General features: G+C 48.5%; 14 protein-coding genes. 5 read left to right on the top strand and 9 right to left on the bottom strand.

The features are described 5' to 3' along the window. Positions 1-10: 10 nt before the first annotated feature. The 7 genes from CAGA_RS01865 to CAGA_RS01835 all read right to left on the bottom strand — a co-directional run bounded on the left by CAGA_RS01865 (position 11) and on the right by CAGA_RS01835 (position 8,883). Positions 11-1,678, bottom strand: a complete 1,668-nt coding sequence (locus tag CAGA_RS01865; protein ID WP_135657115.1) for a formate--tetrahydrofolate ligase — start codon at positions 1,676-1,678, stop codon at positions 11-13. A gap of 345 nt (positions 1,679-2,023) precedes the next feature. Next, the gene (locus CAGA_RS01860; protein WP_243112902.1) at positions 2,024-3,169 is read right to left on the bottom strand and encodes an FtsW/RodA/SpoVE family cell cycle protein; all 1,146 of its coding nucleotides are present in this window, start codon (positions 3,167-3,169) and stop codon (positions 2,024-2,026) included. A gap of 62 nt (positions 3,170-3,231) precedes the next feature. Next, on the bottom strand, positions 3,232-3,453 hold the full coding sequence (locus CAGA_RS01855; protein WP_135657111.1) for a DUF3006 domain-containing protein: 222 nt from the start codon (positions 3,451-3,453) through the stop codon (positions 3,232-3,234). Positions 3,454-3,484: 31 nt separating this feature from the next. Continuing rightward, positions 3,485-4,480, bottom strand: coding sequence for a ComEC/Rec2 family competence protein (locus tag CAGA_RS01850; RefSeq protein ID WP_135657109.1), 996 nt, complete (start codon positions 4,478-4,480; stop codon positions 3,485-3,487). A gap of 28 nt (positions 4,481-4,508) precedes the next feature. Beyond that, positions 4,509-7,004 carry an FtsK/SpoIIIE family DNA translocase gene (locus tag CAGA_RS01845; protein WP_330566950.1) on the bottom strand — a complete coding sequence of 832 codons (2,496 nt, stop codon included), beginning with the start codon at positions 7,002-7,004 and terminating at the stop codon, positions 4,509-4,511. 49 nt (positions 7,005-7,053) lie between these two features. Beyond that, complete coding sequence (locus CAGA_RS01840) at positions 7,054-7,986, bottom strand: undecaprenyl-diphosphate phosphatase (protein ID WP_135657107.1); 933 nt, start codon at positions 7,984-7,986, stop codon at positions 7,054-7,056. 75 nt (positions 7,987-8,061) lie between these two features. After that, positions 8,062-8,883: a ClpP family protease gene (locus tag CAGA_RS01835; protein WP_277668353.1), complete on the bottom strand. Its 822-nt coding sequence runs from the start codon at positions 8,881-8,883 to the stop codon at positions 8,062-8,064. A 237-nt stretch (positions 8,884-9,120) separates the two neighbouring features. Between CAGA_RS01835 and CAGA_RS01830 the strand changes: the two genes are divergently transcribed. From CAGA_RS01830 to CAGA_RS12740, 5 genes are all read left to right on the top strand, one after another. Further along, a complete protein-coding gene (locus CAGA_RS01830) occupies positions 9,121-11,058 on the top strand; it encodes an aconitate hydratase (protein WP_135657102.1) in 1,938 nt (645 codons plus the stop codon). A gap of 33 nt (positions 11,059-11,091) precedes the next feature. Beyond that, positions 11,092-12,300 carry an NADP-dependent isocitrate dehydrogenase gene (locus CAGA_RS01825; protein ID WP_135657100.1) on the top strand — a complete coding sequence of 403 codons (1,209 nt, stop codon included), beginning with the start codon at positions 11,092-11,094 and terminating at the stop codon, positions 12,298-12,300. Between the two features lie 30 nt (positions 12,301-12,330). After that, positions 12,331-12,972, top strand: coding sequence for a redox-sensing transcriptional repressor Rex (locus tag CAGA_RS01820; RefSeq protein ID WP_135657098.1), 642 nt, complete (start codon positions 12,331-12,333; stop codon positions 12,970-12,972). Between the two features lie 135 nt (positions 12,973-13,107). Further along, complete coding sequence (locus tag CAGA_RS01815; protein WP_135657096.1) at positions 13,108-13,662, top strand: LemA family protein; 555 nt, start codon at positions 13,108-13,110, stop codon at positions 13,660-13,662. Between the two features lie 22 nt (positions 13,663-13,684). Continuing rightward, a complete protein-coding gene (locus CAGA_RS12740) occupies positions 13,685-15,637 on the top strand; it encodes a DUF2207 domain-containing protein (protein WP_207669527.1) in 1,953 nt (650 codons plus the stop codon). 180 nt (positions 15,638-15,817) lie between these two features. Here the strand turns inward: CAGA_RS12740 and CAGA_RS01805 are convergent, their stop codons facing one another. Both CAGA_RS01805 and CAGA_RS01800 read right to left on the bottom strand, forming a co-directional pair. Next, entirely contained in the window at positions 15,818-17,431 is a 1,614-nt protein-coding gene (locus CAGA_RS01805; protein WP_135657090.1) for a CTP synthase, read from the bottom strand. Between the two features lie 109 nt (positions 17,432-17,540). Next, on the bottom strand, positions 17,541-18,107 hold the full coding sequence (locus tag CAGA_RS01800) for a hypothetical protein (RefSeq protein ID WP_135657088.1): 567 nt from the start codon (positions 18,105-18,107) through the stop codon (positions 17,541-17,543). Between the last annotated feature and the right edge of the window lie 9 nt (positions 18,108-18,116).

The following is an 18,116-nucleotide window of genomic DNA, read 5'->3' as shown; positions in this document are numbered from 1 at the left end:
CCCTTGTAACTTAAAATAATCCTGAAATTCTTCCCTGTGCATCCACATCGATTTTTTCGGCGGAAGGCACCTTGGGCAGTCCGGGCATTGTGAGAATATCACCCGCGTAGGCCACGACAAAACCGGCCCCGTTCGAAAGGCGCAAGTCGCGGATGGTAATTCGGAATCCGGCCGGCCTGCCTAACAAAGCAGGGTTATCCGATAAGGAATACTGCGTTTTCGCAATGCAGACCGGCAGTATATCCCCGCCGAGCGCTTCAATATCCCGCAAGGCTTTTTCCGCCTGACTTGTATAATCCACACCGTCCGCGCCGTATATCTCTTTTGCAATGCACTCAATTTTCTGTTTAATGGTGGAATCCGCCGAATAAATCGGCTGGAAATTGGACGGCTTCTCAGCCGCTTCGCACACCTTTCTCGCTAAATCCACGCCGCCTGCGCCGCCTTTTGCAAAAACCTCGGACAGCGCGAAATCCGCACCGTTCTCACGGCAGTAGTTCTCGATATAGCTCAGTTCCGCTTCGAAATCATTGTTAAAGCGGTTAATCGCAACAACAACCGGGACGCCGTATTTCTTCATGTTGGAAATGTGCGCGCCCAGATTGGCAATTCCCTTTTTCAGCGCATCGAGGTTTTCCAACGCAGTTTTATCCTTTGGAACGCCGCCGTTGTATTTCAAGGCGCGCGCGGTGGCTACAATCACAATCGCGTTAGGCTTTAATCCCGCAAGGCGGCATTTAATATCGAGGAACTTTTCCGCACCGAGGTCGGAACCGAATCCTGCCTCCGTAATGCAGTAATCGGCAAGCTTAAGCGCCAGACGCGTCGCCCTTACGGAATTGCACCCGTGGGCAATATTCGCAAACGGCCCACCGTGCATGATAACCGGCGTTCCTTCCAGCGTCTGCACCAGGTTCGGATAAATCGCATCCTTTAAAAGCGCGGCCATCGCTCCTTCCGCTTTTAAATCACGCGCATAAACGGGCGCGCCCTCATAAGTATAGGCAATCAAAATCTTTCCAAGCCGTTCCTTCAAATCCAGCAAGTCGGAAGCAAGGCAGAAAATCGCCATAACCTCCGTCGCAACCGTAATGCAGAAGCTATCCTCACGCGGAACCCCGCTCATTTTCCCGCCGAGTCCAATCACAATATTCCGTAAAGCGCGGTCGTTCATATCGAGGCAGCGCTTGATTAAAATCCTGCGCGGGTCAATTCCAAGGACATTCCCCTGCTGCATATGGTTGTCGAGCATGGCGCAGAGAAGGTTGTTCGCGGAGGTAATCGCATGAAAATCACCGGTAAAATGCAGGTTGATGTCCTCCATCGGCACTACCTGCGCGTAACCGCCGCCGGCGGCCCCGCCCTTGATGCCGAATACTGGCCCAAGGCTTGGTTCCCGCAGGGCGATAACCGCTTTTTTGCCGATTTTTTTCATTGCTTCCCCAAGACCGGCCGTTGTCGTGGTTTTTCCCTCGCCCGCCGGAGTCGGGTTGATCGCCGTTACCAGGATGAGTTTGCCGTCCTTCTTGGAGGCAAGTCTGTTGTAGAGAGAGTCATTCAGCTTCGCTTTATACCGGCCGTAAGGTTCTAGCTCTTCCTCATGAATATCGAGTTCGGAAGCAACCTGTGCAATCGGTAAAAGCTTTGCCTGCTGCGCTATTTCGATGTCAGTTAGCATTCGTGCATCTCCTCACAAAAAATATGTCAAAATTATAGCATATTTTTCAATAAAAAAGAACCATACCGCGGCAATTTTTGAATTTTCCCGGAAAACAGCAGGCGCCAAATTCCATATATTTCTCTTATCATATGAAAAAAGCTCCAGTTGATTCATGCCTGCTAAAACAATTTATCTACCGGTTTTTTATTTGCACTACCACGGCTATGGCACCGAGAGAATTCGAGCAAACGGCGTGAGAAAACCTCCAGTTGCTTATACTGTGGTTTTGCAGCCAACAGTCAGCAAAGGAGGTTTCTAAAGAATTATATCAAACTATGTAATGCAGGTAGCATTGATTCTCCGCTAGAATTTATGCTGAAGCGACACTTTATCGGGGCTTACTTTATGCATATAAACACTCATTACCAATCCAAAACCAAAGTAAAGACAGGACGCCGACGAACCGCCCGCGCTGAAGAATGGCAGGGTAACGCCCATAACCGGAAGTAGACTAAGGCACATCCCCAGATTGAACAATGCCTGTGCCGCAACCATCCCGAAAAAGCCGAAGCAGATAGAACTTCCAAGGCAGTCCGGCGATTTCCTCGCAATTCGCAGAGTACGGAAAAGGAGAAGAGTCAGAAGAAGAAGAATCAGCATACAGCCAACAAATCCGAGCAATTCTCCTGCTACAGAAAAAATAAAGTCTTTTTCCTGTACCGGAACAACTTTTTTGCTGACACGGGTATCACTATTAAACAAACCGCGTCCCCAAAACTGGCCGCTGCCAATGGAAAGCATCCCGCGGTACTGCTGGTACCCATCTTTAAGAGGATCATTTTCCGGATGAAGAAAGGAAGTAAGCCGCATTTTCTGATAGTCTTTTAATATATATTGCCATGCAATGGGAAAACCAATGGCAATTGCAGCAAAAACCGCTGCAAAATAGCGAAGTTGCACCCCGGCACCGAAAGTCATGCTCAGGAACATACAAAAGAAAATAACCGCTGTTCCGTCGTCCCCTTGAAAATGGACTAAAAGAATTGGAACCATTGCATGGCAGGCAAGGAGAATAACCTGCGGAAAAGACTCGAGCAGTTCCCGTTTCTTTAATTCCGACAGGTGCTTGGAAAAGGTAATCATAAAACCGATTTTAACCAGTTCGCTGGGTTGGAATGTTCCTCCGGGCAGCTTAATCCAAGCTTTCGCATTGATGCCGCCGCTGCTTGTAACCGCCACACCAAAGATGTGGGTATAAACAATTAGAAAAAGGCAAAAGCCGGCTACAAGATACCAATAATTCGCAATTTCCCGGTAATCAATCAACGTTAAAAAAATTGCTCCGCAATACCCAATTACGATAGCGATAAGCTGTACCGTAAAATAGGATCTACCCGAAGAACTCGGCGGGATGGGTTTCAGCAGTAAAAGGCTGTAAGCCGAAATGGATAGCATAATCAGCCAATACAATTTATCGGTTTGTTTAAAATAATTTATGATCGGTTTCATTACTCGCATAGTTTCCCCTTTTTATTGTATAAGAGCCCCATAAACGATCAATAAGCAATTGATTAAGAAAACAACTTGTCCTGCAATTTTTTGGCCTTTGAGCGCCTCTGCTTGGTTGCCTCCGCATTAATGCTCACCGTACCCTCCGCATCGTTTACGTCGAGCACGTCACCCTCACGCACCCCCTCCGGCAGCTCGGAAACCTCGATTGCAAAAAATTTCTGATCCTTGTCCTCGCAAATAGCATAGGTGCCTTCAAAACGGTCGATGATCAAGGTTCTCATAACACATTCCCCTTTATTTTCTTTTATTAAACTACTTTTCTGTTAAAACAGTAATTTTCTCCCCGTCGCTCATAAAAACAAGCGTACCGCTTACATCAGTCCGATACACCGGAATGTTCGCGTCCCACAATCTTTTCAGCACATCCCTTTTGGGCAGGCGGCTGGTATCGCGGGCCACGGAAATCACCGCAAAATTCGGCTGAACCGCACGCAAAAACGGTTCCGAAGTGGAAGTGGAGCTGCCATGGTGGCCAATTTTCAGCACATTTGCGGAAAGGTTTTCCCATTTTTCCATAAGATCCCGCTCCTCTTCCTTCTCCGCATCGCCCATTAACAGGAACCGGTTTTTTCCAAAAGTAAGCATTAAAATAATCGAATTGTTATTCGTGCTGTCCCCGGTTTTAACCGGCGCGAGCACTTTTATTTTTAAACTCCCTAACTGCATGGATTCGCCGCAGAAAGGGCTTCGCCCCGCAGTATCCGTTTGCCTGAGGGCAGTCTGCACAGCGGCATATTCCTCCCCCTGCGGTATAAGGTTTTGGGGAACATCAGGAGCAAAATAGCTTCCGACCTGATAATGACGGATGATATAGCCAAGGCCGCCGATATGGTCTGCGTCCGGGTGCGTGTTAAAAACGAAATCCAGTTTTTTCACATCCCGCCGATCGAGATACTCCGCAATCCCCTCGCCGCAGTCCTGCGTTCCTCCGTCAACAAGCATATATTTCCCTTCGCAGGCAACAAAGATACTGTCCGCTTTCCCAACGTCCAGCACATGTATGGAAAGCGGAGCATTGTCCGCAGCCGCGGCAAAATCCGTTAAACCGAAGAAACGGAAGATATGCCGCCAGGAAGCCTCCGTGCCAAACGGGAGGAAGGAAACAAGCAGGCCAACCGCCAAAAATACCAGCAGGGTTATTTTCAGCACTTTTTTGCTGTTTTTTTGCTGCTCCATTTCCGCGCTTCCTCCCGCTTTGAACGTATAGCGCACCACATCAAAAGCTGCGTAAACAAGCCTGCCCGCCATCAGAACGCCGCGCTGCCGACAAACAGCTTTATTTTTGCTCTTCGCTTTCTTTTTTGTCGGCCTGTTGCATGGTCATTTCCAGCCACTGCTGATAGGTAATTAGCACCTGGCGCGGCTTTGAGCCTTCGTGAGGACCCACAACTCCCATTTGTTCCATTTCATCGATCAATCTGCCTGCCCGAGCGTAACCAAGGCGCAGACGACGCTGGAGGAGGGAGGTGGAGGCCTGTCCAGCTTCCACAACGCATTTTATGGCTTCGGGTATCATCGGGTCGGTATCTTCTCCAAGCGCGCCGTCGGAACTACTGTCCTTTTCCGCAACGGCGTTTTTCTCGATTTCCTCCGCTATATCCTTATCGTACCCGGCTTCCTGTGTTTTCTTGACATAGTTAACCACGGATTCAATTTCACTATCGCTTACAAAACACCCCTGTATACGAATCGGTTTTTGCGAACCGACCGGTGAAAACAGCATATCGCCCCGGCCCAGCAGCTTTTCCGCTCCGCCCATATCCAGAATGGTGCGGGAGTCAACCTGTGAGGATACGGCAAACGCGATCCGGCTTGGTATGTTCGCTTTGATAATACCCGTAATAACATCGACGGACGGACGCTGCGTCGCAATCAGGAGGTGCATGCCCGCAGCGCGCGCCATCTGTGCCAAACGGCAGATGGAATCCTCCACCTCATTCGGCGCAGCCATCATCAAATCCGCCAGCTCGTCAATAATAATTACAATCTGCGGAAGACGCGGCATGGGCTGGCCGTTTTCGTCCTTATACCCGTTGGAAGCAGCCAGCGTATTGTAACCGTTCAGATCGCGGACATTTTTCTCTGCAAAAATTTTGTAACGCTTCAGCATTTCGTTCACCGCCCAACCCAAAGCACCCGCCGCCTTGCGCGGATCGGTGACAACCGGAACCAAAAGCTGCGGGATTCCATTATAAATGCCAAGCTCAACAACCTTCGGGTCGATCATCAAAAACCGCACTTCTTCCGGGGTGGCCTTATATAAAAGACTGATAATAAATGAATTGATGCATACCGATTTTCCCGAACCGGTTGAGCCGGCAATTAGCAGGTGGGGCATTTTTGCCAGATCCGCCGTCGCTACCTCGCCCGCAATATCGCGCCCTAGGACGACGGTAAGGCGGCTCTTGGCGGTACAGAAGCTGTTGGATTCGATCAGCTCCCGCATACGCACAATACTGACTTTTTTATTCGGAACCTCAATTCCGACGGCGGCCTTGCCCGGAATAGGCGCTTCAATACGCACGCCCGAAGCGGCCAGATTCATGGCGATATCATCCGATAAATTCGTAATTTTACTGATTTTCACACCTGCGGCAGGTTGCAGTTCATAACGCGTTACCGCCGGTCCGCGGCTGATGTCCACAATTTTTGTCTGAACACCAAAGCTTTTCAGCGTTTCCACCAGCATCCGGCTGTTGGTTTTCAATTCCTCTGCAATTTCCTGTTCGTTTGTCACCTTCGTTGTTTCCAGCATCGTGATCGGCGGGAAATGGTACGATCCGTCCTGCGGCGGTTCGTCGGCAAACATCGTCATCTGCATGGAAGCGCCGACAGGTGGCTTTGCTTTTTCAGGCTTGGGCGCGGACTTCTTCACCGCTTCAAGAACAGCCGCCGAAGGCTCTGGTTTTTCGCCGGAATCCGGCACGGAAGCCGGATTGTTTTCCACTTTCTCGACAACCGGTTCTTTCACCCCGAACACTTTTTCCAGCTGATCGAGCTTTTCATTTTTCCCTTTTTTGTTCTTTGCCTTCAGGCGCTGCGTAATATCCTCCTCGTCGAGAGGAATGTCAATATACGCATTTTCCTTACGGGCGCGTTCAATCGCCCGCTGCTCATATGCATTGCTAAGATTCGCGGCAACCATGTCGGCCGGTTTCGTTATCGCACGGAAGAGCTGTATGAGGCTGGTTCCGGTTAAAATCATAATCGCTACGAAAAGGGCCAAGATGATCACAATTTTCGCGCCGACGGAACCGAGCGCCGCGACAATGGGGATTCCGAACAAACCACCAAATAGGCCCGCGCCGGAGCGCTGCATCCCCAAATTATAAAGTTTCACAAGCTGGTTTTGCAGCGATTGCAGCGACGCTTTATCCGAAGCGGAAAAAATATAGACCGCCGAACAAAACAGGGTAATGATTACCACCATTAGAACGACCCTGCCGCCAAGCCAATGGTTCTGACGTTCTAAAGCGGTGACAATCGATATGTAAAACAATAAAATCGGCCAGATAATGGCGCAGCTTCCAAACAAACCCAAGAGCGCGTTGTGGCACCAAAGCCAGATATGGTCGCCCGGGATCAGGACAAGGCAAGCCATTAAAATGGACGCAGCAAATATCACAATCGCGTTAATCTGATTGCGCTGCTTTTTATATTCTGGATCCCTAGTCGGTTTTTTTTCCGCGTTTTTGGCCATATGCTGCGCTTTTGGCGTACGGCCCGCGCGGGCGGGTGCTTTCTTTTTTACACTATGTTTCCGATTTGCCACTAATTTCTCACCTTATAATTTTAGTATTCCGTATGTTTTCCGTATACCCTTAAAATTGCAGAGCCGCACCGGTAATTGCGTTCACACCGGTGTGATGCTCCATAATGCCAAGTACCAAAACGGTAACGCCTAAAACAAACGTGTACATAACAAAGATATGTAATTTATTGGTAGTAACCATCCAGCGAAGAAGCTTAATTGCCAGAAAGCCCACAACCGCGGACGTAATCACGCCCGCAAGGATCGCCGCCATGGAAATTCCCATTGGCTCATGCACCGCGTCCTTCAGTTCTAGAACCGCCGCAGCCAGAATGGAGGGGATCCCGATTACAAAAGAATAGTCGAGAGCCGTCTGACGATTCACGCCGCGTATCAGTCCGGCAGAAAGCGTGGAACCGGAGCGGGAAAGTCCGGGAAATACGGCGGCAACGCACTGGACCAGTCCAACGGTAAGCGCATCCGGTGCATTGAACTGTTTTCTGCCGCCGGTGCGCCCGTTCCTCGCATGACGAGCGTCCGAACGGTCGCCTGTCATAATGCCAAATGTCAGCAAAATGCTCGTAATCACCAACGCAGCGCCTTCGATAACGATGTCACTATCGGACGCCCATCGATCCGCAAAGTCCTTTAGCTTCATGCTTGTTCCGGGAACAGGTAAAAACAAAAGGAAGAGAGGCATAAGGCCAATGATCAGCATAATTAGCATCCGTCGGTCCGGATTCATTTTACTCCATTTGAACCGACCCGTAAAAAGGTCGCGGACTGTAAGAAAAAATTCGCAGATAAGCCGGCCGACCAGCCGGTAATAAACCACCAGAACCGCTAACAGCGTACCAATATGTAACATAACATCAAAAAAGAGGCCAGGTACCTGTACGCCCATAAAATGCTGTGCAAGTGATAAATGCCCGCTGCTGGAAACCGGCAAAAATTCCGTTGCACCTTGTATAATTCCCTGTATGATTGCTTGCAGTACCGTCATGAACAATAATCCCCCTATGTAAATTTAAGATGAAGAATGAATATTGAATTTCTCATTTTCATTCTTCATCCATGGTCAGGAAAGATATTCCATATTATCTGCAGCCGGCGATTCGCTTCGCTTTTCGCGTACTCTTCTGGTTTTCACTTCCGCTTTTTTCCGCTGCGGTTTGCTTCCCTGTATTTTATCCGCTTTATATCGATCAATCATACCGTAAAGATAGTCAATCGCATCCGAAAGACTTCCAAGCGAATCGATCAATCCCTCGGCAACCGCATCGTTGCCGTCCAGAATGGTGCCGACATCCATTACCAGTTCCTGGGTATTCATGGAAAGCTCATGGAACCGCTCCGCCGTAATTTTGGAATTCCTTGTAACAAACCGGGTAATGCGTTCCTGCATGCGCTGAAAGTACTCCAGCGTCTGCGGCACGCCCAGAAGCATTCCGTTCATGCGCACCGGATGAATGGTCATTGTCGCGCTCGGCGCAATAAAAGAGCGCTTTGCCGCAACGGCAAGCGGCACCCCGATGGAATGCCCTCCCCCAAGCACCAGCGAAACAGTCGGCTTGCGCATCCCGGCCACCAGCTCCGCCAAAGCAAGGCCTGCCTCCACGTCGCCGCCCACCGTATTTAATATGATAAGAAGACCGTCGATGGCGGGATCTTCCTCTATTGCGACAAGCAAAGGAATGACATGCTCGTATTTTGTTGTTTTATTTTGAGAAGGAAGAATAAAATGCCCCTCGATCTGCCCAATAATGGTCAGGCAGTGAATGCGGTACTTTCCGTTTCCGGTAATGACGGAACCGGTATCGACGATCTGGTTGGTTTGTTTTTCATTTTTTTCCGCTTCTTTGATATCCTTTTCATTTTCTGAACGATCTTTCGGATTCAAATTCCGCACCTCCCTACTGCATTATTGTACCGTAAGAAGGCGATTCTCATACACGAAAATATTTCTTTCAGAATATCAGTTTTTATTATAACATTTGTTGCGGTATTCAGCAAGAAAAGAAAGGCGCAAGAAATAATAAGTAATATGACCCAATATGAACGGATACATTGACAATTCCAATTTTTTATTAGATAATAGTTATATATTTAACATAACGATTGGGAGGAAATTAAGATAATGGGCCTGACACTAGCACAAAAAATCATTCAGTCTCATCTTTTGAGCGGAGAAATGACACCAGGCAGTGAAATCGGTTTAAAAATAGATCAGACTCTGACGCAGGATGCCACCGGAACGATGGCTTATCTGGAATTCGAAGCGATGGGCGTTCCTCGTGTAAAAACGGAACGTTCCGTGGCCTATATCGATCACAATACCCTCCAGACCGGCTTTGAAAACGCCGACGACCACCGCTTTATTCAATCCGTTGCGAAAAAGCACGGAATTTATTTTTCTAGGCCGGGCAACGGCATCTGTCACCAAGTCCATTTGGAACGGTTCGGCATTCCGGGAAAAACATTAATCGGCTCCGACAGCCATACCCCGACCGGAGGCGGCATCGGAATGCTTGCCATGGGCGCGGGCGGCCTTGACGTCGCGGTTGCCATGGGCGGCGGCGCATATTACATTACTATGCCGAAAATGCTGCGGATTAATTTGACCGGAAAACTTTCCCCATGGGTTTCCGCAAAGGATATTATTCTGGAGGTTCTGCGGATACTGACCGTAAAAGGCGGCGTGGGAAAAGTGGTAGAATACGGCGGGGAAGGCATCGCCACCTTGAGTGTTCCGGAGCGCGCAACCATTACGAATATGGGCGCGGAGCTCGGCGCGACGACCTCTATTTTTCCGTCGGATGAAATCACAAGAGAATTTTTAAAGGCGCAGGGCCGGGAAAAAGATTGGATTGAACTGAAGCCGGACGACGACGCGGTCTACGACGAAACCATTACAATCAATTTGTCCGAGCTCGTGCCGATGGCGGCGTGCCCGCACAGCCCTGACAAAGTGAAAAAGGTCGAGGAACTCGGTGAAATGAAGATTGATCAGGTGTGCATCGGCTCCTGCACAAACTCTTCCTACCGCGATTTAATGCTCGTTGCTTCTATTTTGAAAGGGAAAACAATCAATCCCAATGTCAGCCTTGCAATTGCGCCCGGTTCCAAGCAGGTTTACACCATGCTTGCGCAAAACGGCGCGCTTGCCGACCTAATTTCCGCCGGTGCGCGTATTCTGGAATGCGCGTGCGGACCATGCATTGGAATGGGGCAGTCCCCGAACTCAGCCGGTATTTCCCTTCGTACATTTAACCGAAATTTCGAAGGCCGCTCTGGTACGGCCAACGCGCAGATTTACCTGGTCAGCCCGGAAACCGCCGCGGCTTCCGCTATTACTGGCGTGCTGACCGATCCGCGTACACTTGGAAAAGAAAAGCCCGTAGAAATGCCCGAACATTTCTATATAAATGATAATCTGATTGTTCCGCCTGCCAGCGAAAGCGAAGCCAAGGATGTTGAAATCCTTCGCGGGCCAAATATCAAGGAATTCCCCGTAACAACAGCGCTTCCGCAAAGCATTGCGGCAAAAGCCCTCTTAAAGGTCGGCGATAACATTTCGACCGATCATATCATGCCCGCCGGTTCAAAAATTCTTCCGTACCGTTCCAATATTCCTTACCTTTCCAATTTCTGTTTCGCCGTATGCGATAAGGAATTCCCCGAACGGTGCAGGCACAACGGAAAGGGCATTATCATCGGCGGCGCGAATTACGGGCAGGGTTCTTCCCGTGAGCATGCGGCGCTGGTTCCGCTGTACCTCGGCATCAAAGCGGTCATTGCGAAAAGTTTCGCGCGGATCCATTGCGCGAATCTGGCCAACGCGGGTATTATCCCCCTAATGTTCAAAAACGAAAAAGATTATGACGCCGTCGACCAGATGGACGAGTTGGAGCTTCCGGATATCCGCAAGGAAATTGAAAGCGGGACAACGGTTTTAGTGAAAAACCGTACAAAGGGAACCACTTTTGAAGCAGAAGCTGTGTTAAGCGAACGCCAGCGAAAAATGGTTCTTGCCGGCGGCCTGCTGAATTATACCCGGGAAAACAGCGGCAAATAAAGCCGAAATCGAAAATAACGGAGGGTTTTCATAATGAATAAAATTAAGATGTCAACGCCGCTGGTCGAGATGGACGGCGACGAAATGACAAGAATTATCTGGAAGATGATAAAAGATATTTTAATACTCCCCTATGTTGACCTGAAAACGGAATATTACGACCTCGGCTTGAAAAACCGCGATGCAACAAACGATAAAGTAACTTATGATTCTGCAATGGCCACAAAGAAATACGGTGTTGCCGTAAAATGCGCAACCATCACGCCGAACGCCGACCGGGTAAAAGAATACAATCTGAAGGAAATGTGGAAATCACCGAACGGTACGATTCGCGCCATCTTGGACGGCACCGTGTTCCGCGCCCCTATCGTGGTAAAAGGAATCGATCCTCTGGTAAGCAACTGGAAAAAACCGATCACCATCGCGCGCCACGCTTACGGCGATGTTTACCGCAATGTGGAAATGACGGTTCCTGCCGGTGCAAAGGCGGAGCTGGTCGTGACAAAAGAGGACGGCTCCGAAGATCGCGCGCTGGTTCACGATTTTAAAACGCCCGGTATCCTTCAGGGACAGCATAATATTGACCAAAGCATTGAAAGCTTTGCAAAGGCCTGTTTTCAGTATGCACTGAGCACAAAACAGGATCTGTGGTTCTCCACCAAGGATACGATTTCGAAAAAATACGACCACCGCTTTAAGGATATTTTCAACGACCTGTATGAAGCGGAATTCAAACAAAAATTCGAAGAAGCCGGCATCACTTATTTCTACACCTTAATTGACGATGCGGTCGCACGCGTTATCCGTTCGGAAGGCGGCTATATCTGGGCCTGCAAGAACTATGACGGCGATGTAATGAGCGATATGGTCGCAACCGCGTTTGGAAGCCTTGCCATGATGACGAGCGTTCTTGTATCTCCCGAAGGAGTATACGAATATGAAGCGGCGCACGGGACTGTACAGCGCCACTATTATAAGCATTTAAAGGGTGAAAAAACATCCACCAACTCAATGGCAACGCTTTTTGCCTGGACAGGCGCGCTGAAAAAGCGCGGCGAGCTCGATCATCTTCCCGAGCTTGTCAGCTTTGCGGAAAAGCTTGAAACAGCCTCCATTCAGACAATTGAAAATGGTATCATGACTGGCGATCTTGCCGGTCTTTCAACGCTGCCTAAGAAAACGACGGTCGATACCGAAACGTTTTTACAGGAAGTCAATAAAAGCCTATTAAAGCTTTTATAATTTGATACAGCACACTACGGAGGTTAACGTATGCCAAAACGTGAAAATATTTCAATGTCGGTAATCAGAAGATTGCCGCGGTATTATCGTTTTTTAACGCATTTGAAGGAAAAAGGGGTAACCCGCATTTCCTCTACCGAATTGTCCGTAAAGCTGGGGCTTACCGCCTCCCAGATCCGGCAGGATCTGAACTGCTTCGGCGGTTTCGGCCAGCAGGGCTACGGCTATATTGTGGATCAGCTCTGTGATGAGATCGGAAATATTCTCGGGCTTTCCAACCGCTATAAAACGATTCTGATCGGTGCCGGCAACCTTGGAAGAGCGATTGCGACCCATATGCAGTTTGAGGAAGAGGGGTTTGAGCTGATTGGCATTTTCGACAGTTCCCCCAGCAAAACAGGCACTCGGATAAACGGGAAAATCGTTATGGATACGACGGAACTGGAGGATTTCTGTGAAAAAGAAAAACCGGTCATGGCAATCCTGTGTATCCCGCGCGAGGGCGTACATTCGATTCTGGAGCGCCTTTACAGCCTAGGAGTTCGAAACTTTTGGAATTTCAGCCATTATGACATTTCCATGCGTTATGAGGATACGGTGGTTGAAAATGTACATCTGAACGACAGCTTAATGACGCTTTGCTACCGGATTTCCAACCCGAACAACAAATAATAGAATACTTAACAATACTTATGGGAAGGGCTTATGTCCTTCCCTTTTTTGTTCAGGCGAATTTGTTCTCATTTTCATCTTTTCTTTTTAATAAAATTATGGTACTATGTTTGTGATTATTAAGGAGGTATTCTAATGAATCCAATAATTATCGCTCTAATAGCCATCGTCCTGATTCTGCTCTTCTGGGCAGTCGGTATGTATAACCGGCTGGTTTCCCTGTCCGTCCGGGTGGACAACGGATGGGCCCAGGTGGATGTACAGCTTAAAAAACGGTTCGACCTGATTCCAAATTTAGTGGAAACCGTAAAAGGGTACGCGACCCATGAAAAAACAACGCTTGAGGAAGTGACAAAGTGGCGCGGCGCGGCAATAAACGCAAAAACACCCGAGGAAGCAATGGAAAACAACGCGAAGCTTTCCCGTGCGATCGTCAATTTGTTTGCAACCGCGGAACAGTACCCGGATTTAAAGGCAAACCAAAACTTTCTTGATCTTCAGTCGCAATTAAAGGATATTGAAGGCAAAATTGCCATGGCTCGCCAATTCTATAACGATACAGCCATGAAGTATAACGAGTATGTCCTGCATTTCCCGTCAAATCTCATCGCTTCTATGTTCCATTTCGGTCAGAAAAAATACTTTGAAATTGCGGAAGCAGACAAAGCGGTACCGCAGGTTAAATTTTAATACATCCCTTTTGGAGGAAACCATGGGCAATTTGTGCAGAAATGCAAGGAAGAGGAGCGCCGCGGCTTTTCTTGCCGTAGTGTTTATCTTTTTCACCCTTGCCGGCTGTTCGGATAGTTACAAGCGCAATTCGAAACAGACACTAGAAAAGCTGGATATTGCTTCGGAGCTCTTAACAAACGGGGATCTGCGGGTAACAGAAACCTGGTGTGTCAATTTAGAAAAGCGCCAAAAAACATATTCGAACATTTATAAAACATTTGAGAAAAATATCCGCCCAAACAGCATAACCAATTTCGCCGTATATGACTTGGACAATAAAACGAAGTATGCATTTCGCGACGATATTCATCCCGAAGCCGTAACCGGATTAGAGAATGTATGCTATATTTATAATTCCGGAAATAAAACGGAAATCGGCTGGTTCATGCCGCAAATCAAAAGTGGGATCCGCAATTTTAAAATTTCCTACACCATCAAAAACATTGTCAGCGTTTATCAGGATACTTCTGTATTCTACAATGCGTTTGTCGGAGAGAACTTTACGCTGCCGATTACTGAACTGCACGGTTCCGTTGCAATTCCGTCCGGTGCAAAAGCGGGTTCGGTAATGGCCTGGCTGCACTGCACGGCGCAAAGCAATCTCACGGTTTCTTCCAGCCGGATCACCTTTACAGCAAAGGAAGTCCCGCCGAAAACAATGGTCGAAACGCGCATCTGCATGCCTGTTTCCCTATTCCCCGATTCTGATAATAAGCTTGCTTCAAAAGCCCTTGAAAATATTAAAAAAGAAGAAGAAACTTGGGCAGCCCAGTGGGCGCAAAAACAAAAACTGGCATATATCGTCGGCATCGTGGACGCCGTATCCGGAGTGATACTTGCAATCGGCGGCATCCTGCTTTTCCTATTGTTAAATAAGAAATCAAAACCTTACGAGACAAACGCCCCCGAATACACACGGGAGATACCGGAAAGCAACTCGCCGGGTGGGATCGCAAACTTGTTTTACTTTTACAGCGGCGGCGTAACAGAGCAGGTGCAGGGACGGATTTTCAGCGCTACACTGATGAGCCTTGCGTGGAAAGGTTACGTGCGTTTTGAATCCGTTGAAAAGAAAGATTTTTTGGTTGAAATTACCGGAAATGAAAAAAACGTCCCTCTTACATTAAGCGAACAGGAATTCTATGAGATGATATCCTCCGTCGCGTCGGAAACCGGCGGCAGTTTCACTATGCGCCAATTCAAGGCATACGCAAAGAAACATTATCAGTATATCGACTCCAGTATTCAGAATTTCCTGCAGCAGACCAAAAAGGAAATTGCCGACCGGGGGTATTATGAGCGCAAGCCCAGTTATTTAACAGCTGCTACACTCGGAGGAATTTTCAGCATTGTGGCGGCAATCCTTATATTGTTTTTTACACAGGGATGGCTGCTCTATCTGTCAATCGGTATGCTGATTTCTGGCATTTTGCTGCTGATTGCTTCCAACCGGCGACCCCGCCTCAGCCAGAAGGGCGAATACGATTACGCCGTATGGCAGGGCCTGAAAAAATACATGCTTGAGTTTTCGCGTATGACGGAGTATGGCGTTCCAGAGCTTGCTTTGTGGGAGGAATATCTGGTATACGCGACCATGATGGGCATATCGAAAAAAGTTTGCAAACAACTGAAAATGGTCTATCCTCAGTTAAATGACGACGCTTATCTGAACACCAACTTCGGCACAAGCTATCTTTACTATATGTTGGGCCATTCGTCCGGCGCGCACGGATTCCAGTCCGCCGGAAGCGACTTCGGCACTTACCTGGGTACCACAATCAGCAATATCAGCACTTCGGCCACGAGGCTAGCCCATCCCCCGGCATCCGGAAGCGACAGCTTTGGCGGCTTTGGAGGCGGCGGTTTCGGAGGCAGCGGTTTTGGCGGAGGAGGCGGCGGCTTCGGCGCAGGCGGAGGCGGTGGCGTCCGCTAACCCCCTTAAGCCATAAAAAAGGGATCTTTGGTTTGCGGAAGGTTCCCTTTTGTTTTCTCAGTATAATTTTGCGCTGCCTTTTGACCCGAAGAAAAGCATAAACAAAAGGACAACACAAAGCGGCGCTTTATGCTCTCAAAAAGGGTCTCCGGCAAAGCCGGAGACCCTTTAATCATGTTCTTAATGATGGGAGAGGTCGCGGTATGCAACTGCTGCGCCTACAAGCCCTTTGAAAAGCGGATGCGGGCGGTTGGGGCGGGATTTGAATTCCGGATGGAATTGAGAGCCCATAAACCACGGATGATCCGGAAGCTCCATCATTTCCACAATATGCTCGTCCGGGGATTTTCCGCAAAAAACCATTCCGGCCTTTTCCAAACGCTCACGGTAAACATTGTTCACTTCAAAACGATGACGGTGGCGCTCGGAAATCAGCGGTGTGTCGCCGTAGAGCGCCGCCGCTTTTGTACCCTGTAAAAGCTTACAGGGATACTGCCCCAAGCGCATGGTTCCGCCGATCTGAACGACGTCCTTCTGTTCCGGCATCAAGTCAATGACATGGTTTTTGCTCTGCGGGTCAAATTCCGCGGAGTTGGCGTCCGCAAGGCCAAGCACATTCCGGGCATACTCTACAATCATAAGCTGCATGCCCAAACAAATTCCAAGGCACGGAATCTTGTGCTCCCTTGCATAATGAATCGCCGTAATCATCCCTTCGATTCCTCTTTGACCAAAGCCGCCGGGAACAATTACACCGTTTACGTCGGAAAGAATATCCGCGACATTCTCCGGCTCGATCGTTTCGGAATCAATCCATTTAATATTCACTTTCACATTGTTGCCGATTCCGCCGTGTGTCAGCGCTTCGGCAACGCTCAAATAGGCATCGTGCAGGTCAACATATTTCCCGACAAGGCCGATGGTCACGCTCTGCATAACGGACATTGCCGTATTCACCATGGCTATCCAGTCGCTTAAATCCGCGCCGGGCGTGTCCAGCCCAAAGCGTTTGCATACGATATCATCCAGACGCTCTTCCTTCAGCGCCAGCGGCACCTGATACAAAAGCGGAAGGTCAAGATTCTCAATCACACAATTTTCATTTACATTACAGAATAATGCAATTTTCTTTTTAATGTCGTCTCCAACCGACTTTTCGGAGCGCAGGACGATTATATCCGGCTGAATGCCTATGGAAAGGAGTTCCTTCACACTATGCTGCGTCGGCTTGGATTTATGTTCATGGGAACAGGTAAGGTAAGGCACCAGCGTAACATGGATAAACAGACAGTTATTCCTGCCGACCTCCGTTGCAAACTGGCGGATCGCTTCCAAAAACGGCTGGCTTTCAATATCGCCAACCGTACCGCCCACTTCAATAATCGCTACGTCAACATTATCTTTGCCTTCATAAATGCGGGACTTGATTTCATTTGTAATATGAGGGATAACCTGAACGGTACCGCCGTCATAATCCCCGTTGCGCTCCTTTTGCAGAACATTCCAGTAAATTCTGCCGGAAGTAATATTGCTGTTCTGCGTCAGGCTTTCATCAATAAAGCGTTCGTAATGACCAAGGTCGAGATCCGTCTCGGCCCCGTCGTTCGTGACGAATACCTCTCCATGCTGAAACGGATTCATCGTACCCGGATCCACATTCAGGTACGGATCAAATTTCTGCATTGTAATCCTCAGGCCGCGCGCTTTCAATAAACGCCCTAAGGATGCCGCTGTAATCCCTTTTCCTAAACCGGAAACAACCCCGCCTGTTACAAAGATATATTTTGCTGACATAGTTCCCCTCCATAGCTATACAATATCTGCCACTAAAAAAACAACAAACAAATTAATTATATCGCCAATTGCAAGGGCTTGTCAATGCAATTGGCGGTAATTTTATATGTTATCTTAAGATTTGAAACAATGTACCAATAATCGGCAGCGGTTCTTCCCGATCGTGTACCGCATGCATAATGCCGATAATCACAAAGGAAAGGTAAATGCCCCACACAAGCAGAGTCAGCAGCCCGTTTAACGCGGCGCCAATCTGAGGCAGCAACACAACCCCGGAAAAGGGAATGACAAAGATGGAATTTACGAAACCGGTCAGCAGAATCAGTACAAATCTTAAAATGGCATAAAAGATTGTGAGAATGATCCCCTGATTCGCATGGAAGCGAACCTTGGGATTGTACCTATCCGCTAAAAGGCCCACCAGCCAAAGGATGCTGATATAAGACATAATGCAAAAGACTTTCGTATTGTCCGCCGACATGCCGTAAGGGTTATAGCTGGGACGAACCGGCGGCTTCGGCGGAATGGGCGACTGCTGCCATGGATCCTGAGGATACTGGGTATAAGGGGGCGGCGGATTCCGGTATTGCTGGTTCTGCCGCCAATAATGCTCCTGATAGTCAAAGGGCTGCTGATCGTGCTGGTTTCTGTTTGTTTCCGAACCATTCTGATTCATAAAAAACCT

Source organism: Caproiciproducens galactitolivorans, assembly GCF_004768785.1.
GTDB lineage: Bacteria > Bacillota > Clostridia > Oscillospirales > Acutalibacteraceae > Caproiciproducens > Caproiciproducens galactitolivorans.
This window is presented reverse-complemented; position numbering and strand designations above follow the sequence as displayed.

Bases quoted from the DNA above. Each gene is read 5' to 3' on its own strand.
- CAGA_RS01865 (WP_135657115.1), bottom strand. From the start codon at position 1,678: ATGCTAACTGACATCGAAATAGCGCAGCAGGCAAAGCTTTTACCGATT.
- CAGA_RS01860 (WP_243112902.1), bottom strand. From the start codon at position 3,169: ATGAAACCGATCATAAATTATTTTAAACAAACCGATAAATTGTATTGG.
- CAGA_RS01855 (WP_135657111.1), bottom strand. From the start codon at position 3,453: ATGAGAACCTTGATCATCGACCGTTTTGAAGGCACCTATGCTATTTGC.
- CAGA_RS01850 (WP_135657109.1), bottom strand. From the start codon at position 4,480: ATGGCGGGCAGGCTTGTTTACGCAGCTTTTGATGTGGTGCGCTATACG.
- CAGA_RS01840 (WP_135657107.1), bottom strand. From the start codon at position 7,986: ATGACGGTACTGCAAGCAATCATACAGGGAATTATACAAGGTGCAACG.
- CAGA_RS01830 (WP_135657102.1), top strand. From the start codon at position 9,121: ATGGGCCTGACACTAGCACAAAAAATCATTCAGTCTCATCTTTTGAGC.
- CAGA_RS01825 (WP_135657100.1), top strand. From the start codon at position 11,092: ATGAATAAAATTAAGATGTCAACGCCGCTGGTCGAGATGGACGGCGAC.
- CAGA_RS01820 (WP_135657098.1), top strand. From the start codon at position 12,331: ATGCCAAAACGTGAAAATATTTCAATGTCGGTAATCAGAAGATTGCCG.
- CAGA_RS01815 (WP_135657096.1), top strand. From the start codon at position 13,108: ATGAATCCAATAATTATCGCTCTAATAGCCATCGTCCTGATTCTGCTC.
- CAGA_RS12740 (WP_207669527.1), top strand. From the start codon at position 13,685: ATGGGCAATTTGTGCAGAAATGCAAGGAAGAGGAGCGCCGCGGCTTTT.
- CAGA_RS01805 (WP_135657090.1), bottom strand. From the start codon at position 17,431: ATGTCAGCAAAATATATCTTTGTAACAGGCGGGGTTGTTTCCGGTTTA.
- CAGA_RS01800 (WP_135657088.1), bottom strand. From the start codon at position 18,107: ATGAATCAGAATGGTTCGGAAACAAACAGAAACCAGCACGATCAGCAG.